Genomic DNA, 2,946 nt, shown 5'->3' with positions numbered 1-2,946 from the left:
GTATAGATAAATGGTTGCCACCCGCAAGGGGACAGAACATGGCTTACAGAGTGTGAAAATTAAAGAGACAGTGATTGTCTCTTTTGTTTTACTTTCAAAGGGAAACTTGATATAATTTCAAGCAGGAAGAGTAAGGAGATTAACTATGAATTTACCTAATCGATTAACTGTCATTCGTATATTATTAATTCCAATCATTGTACTTATTTGGATTTTCCCATATGCACAATTAAATATCAGTATTCCTGTGTTCTATGTGGGTCATGTAGCAATATCACTTGTTAATTTGATTTGTCTTGGAATTTTTGCAGCTGCAAGTTTTACAGATTATTTGGATGGTGCAATCGCAAGAAAGAAAAACTTAGTCACAACATTTGGTAAGTTTGCCGATCCAATTGCGGATAAATTATTGGTTACTACAATGTTTATCTTGTTTGCATCACAAGGAATTATCCCGGTTATTCCAGTATTAATTATGGTTATTCGTGACACAATTGTTGATGGATGTCGTATGATTGCATCGCAAAATGGTGTTGTAGTAGCTGCTGGATATTTAGGGAAAGTGAAAACAGTACTTCAAATGATAAGTATTATCTTAATTCTATTAAACAATATTCCATTTGAACTATATCGTTTACCTATCTCAGACTTTGTATTGTGGTTTGCAGCTTTTGTATCACTTGCAAGTGGAGTATCATACTTTAATCAAATGAAAGAATACATTTTCGAAAGTAAGTAGGAATGAATTAACCGATTGCATAATATATGTTGAAGGAGAAAAACATGGCAGAAAAAGAAGTTAAAAAAGATGCTTTATTAGAAGAAGCACTAAAACAAATTGAAAAACAATATGGTAAGGGAAGCATTATGAAGTTAGGAGACCGTGCTAATGTTGATGTGGATGCAATTAATAGTGGATCAATTGCATTGGATTATGCATTGGGTATTGGTGGTTATCCTAAAGGAAGAATTGTTGAAGTTTATGGACCTGAATCATCAGGTAAAACAACAATCGCATTACATGCCATTGCAGAGTGTCAAAAAGCAGGTGGTCGTGCAGCATTTATTGATGCAGAAAATGCAATTGACCCAATGTATGCAAAAGCATTAGGTGTAAATATTGAAGAACTTATTTTATCGCAACCAGATTCTGGAGAACAAGCATTAGAAATTACAGAAGTATTAATCCGTTCGGGTGCAATCGATTTAATCGTTATTGACTCTGTTGCAGCACTTGTACCACAAGCAGAATTAGATGGTGAAATGAGTGATGCAAACGTAGGTTTACAAGCTCGTTTGATGTCTAAGGCAATGCGTAAACTTGCAGGAGTTATGAATCGTTCTAGTTGTACTGCAATCTTCATTAATCAGTTACGTGAAAAAGTAGGAATCATGTTTGGTAATCCAGAAGTTACACCAGGTGGAAGAGCGCTTAAATTCTATTCATCAGTGCGCTTGGATGTAAGACGTGGTGAAGCAATTAAGAATGGTACAGATGTAATTGGTAATAAAGTAAACATTAAAGTAGTTAAAAACAAAGTAGCACCTCCATTCAAGATTGCTACAGTAGATATGATGTATGGTGAAGGTATTTCAAGACAAGGTGAATTAATTCAAATGGCTGGTGATTTTGATATCATTCAAAAAGCTGGAGCATGGTTTAGTTATAAAGGTGAAAAGATTGGTCAAGGTAAAGAAGCAGTACGTGCTTTCTTAATCGCTAATCCAGAACTTGAAAAAGAAATTATGACATTGTTGAAAGAGAAATTATTCTCACCTGTTGTTGAAGAAGCAGAAGTTAAAAAAGAAGACAAAAAAGAAAAAGAATAGCAACTAAAGAGTGATATGGCAAAGTGCTGTATACCTCTTTTATTATGTAAATGATATACTTATAAAAAGAGGTAAATTTATGTTAAGTCAAAAATATATTTATGAAGGAAACAACGCGTTTCAAGTTATGAATCAAATTGAGTCAAAATCCTCTTTCATTTCGGATGACATGACAATACAACGTTGTATGATAGAGGATACATATATGGTATCTGTCGTGATGGAGCAATTCTTTTTTCGTACATCATCTTATGCAAGCTGTTCTCTTTGTTTTATAGGGAATGATCATGAAATAAAAGCTATTTGTACGGCATCAGGAGCGGGTCAAGGTGTCTTTAATCTCTCACTTGGTGCAACAAAAAATTTCTTCACCAATGCAGAAAAATTGTTGTTGGAAAATGGTTTCAAGAAAATGATTTAGTGTAAAGAGCATATATCTTGATTATATAGCGTTGTTTGTTAAAGTTAATGTATAAACAACATATTTAGATTAAGAGAGGATGTGAATTTATGGAGTTTATTGAAGCAATGAAAAATAGAAGATCAATTTATGGTTTAAATAATGAATTACCAATTAGTGATGAAGAAGCAGAAGAAATAATTAAAGAATGCATATTACATGTACCATCAGCGTTTAATTCCCAAACAGCACGCGTTATTTTAGCATTAGGTGATAATCATCATAAGGTATGGGATATCGTTAAGGAAACATTGCATGGCATTCTACCAGAGGATAAGTGGCAACCTACAGATGAAAAAATTAGTGGATTTGCAGCAGCTCATGCAACAGTCTTATTCTTTGAAGATCAAGATAAAGTAGCTGAATTACAAAATGCTTTCCCACTATACAAGGATAATTTTCCTTTGTGGTCAACTCAAAGTAGTGGTATGGTGCAATGGGCAATTTGGACTGCATTAGAAGAAAAAGGCGTGGGGGCTAACTTACAACATTACAACCCACTTATTGATGAGGAATTACATGGTACATTTAATCTTCCTAAATCATGGAAACTGATGTCTCAAATGCCAATTGGTGGTATAACTGCATCTCCAGATGAAAAAGAATTTGATCCAATTGAAAATCGATTTATTGTACTTAAATAAGAATGAAGTTTA

At 33.6% G+C, this 2,946-nt stretch carries 4 protein-coding genes; all 4 read left to right on the top strand.

Annotated features, from left to right (window positions below; all coding sequences use genetic code 11):
- Positions 1-145 precede the first annotated feature (145 nt).
- The 4 genes from pgsA (at position 146) to RR643_RS11485 (ending at position 2,934) form a co-directional block, all read left to right on the top strand.
- Positions 146-739, top strand: coding sequence for a CDP-diacylglycerol--glycerol-3-phosphate 3-phosphatidyltransferase (gene pgsA, locus RR643_RS11500; RefSeq protein ID WP_332468729.1), 594 nt, complete (start codon positions 146-148; stop codon positions 737-739).
- Between the two features lie 44 nt (positions 740-783).
- A complete protein-coding gene (gene recA / locus RR643_RS11495; protein ID WP_442878355.1) occupies positions 784-1,830 on the top strand; it encodes a recombinase RecA in 1,047 nt (348 codons plus the stop codon).
- A gap of 79 nt (positions 1,831-1,909) precedes the next feature.
- Positions 1,910-2,251 carry a DUF6054 family protein gene (locus RR643_RS11490; RefSeq protein WP_332483302.1) on the top strand — a complete coding sequence of 114 codons (342 nt, stop codon included), beginning with the start codon at positions 1,910-1,912 and terminating at the stop codon, positions 2,249-2,251.
- An 89-nt stretch (positions 2,252-2,340) separates the two neighbouring features.
- Positions 2,341-2,934 carry a nitroreductase family protein gene (locus RR643_RS11485; RefSeq protein WP_332468726.1) on the top strand — a complete coding sequence of 198 codons (594 nt, stop codon included), beginning with the start codon at positions 2,341-2,343 and terminating at the stop codon, positions 2,932-2,934.
- The last annotated feature ends 12 nt before the right edge of the window (positions 2,935-2,946 follow it).

The sequence above is a fragment of the Anaerorhabdus sp. genome, from assembly GCF_036637135.1.
In the GTDB taxonomy this organism is placed as follows: domain Bacteria; phylum Bacillota_I; class Bacilli_A; order Erysipelotrichales; family Erysipelotrichaceae; genus Anaerorhabdus.
The sequence above is the reverse complement of the archived record's forward strand: the minus strand, read 5'-3'. Positions and strand labels throughout refer to the sequence as shown.

Excerpts from the sequence above, each read along its gene's own strand:
- RR643_RS11485 (WP_332468726.1), top strand. The coding sequence starts at position 2,341 with ATGGAGTTTATTGAAGCAATGAAAAATAGAAGATCAATTTATGGTTTA.
- pgsA (WP_332468729.1), top strand. The coding sequence starts at position 146 with ATGAATTTACCTAATCGATTAACTGTCATTCGTATATTATTAATTCCA.
- recA (WP_442878355.1), top strand. The coding sequence starts at position 784 with ATGGCAGAAAAAGAAGTTAAAAAAGATGCTTTATTAGAAGAAGCACTA.
- RR643_RS11490 (WP_332483302.1), top strand. The coding sequence starts at position 1,910 with ATGTTAAGTCAAAAATATATTTATGAAGGAAACAACGCGTTTCAAGTT.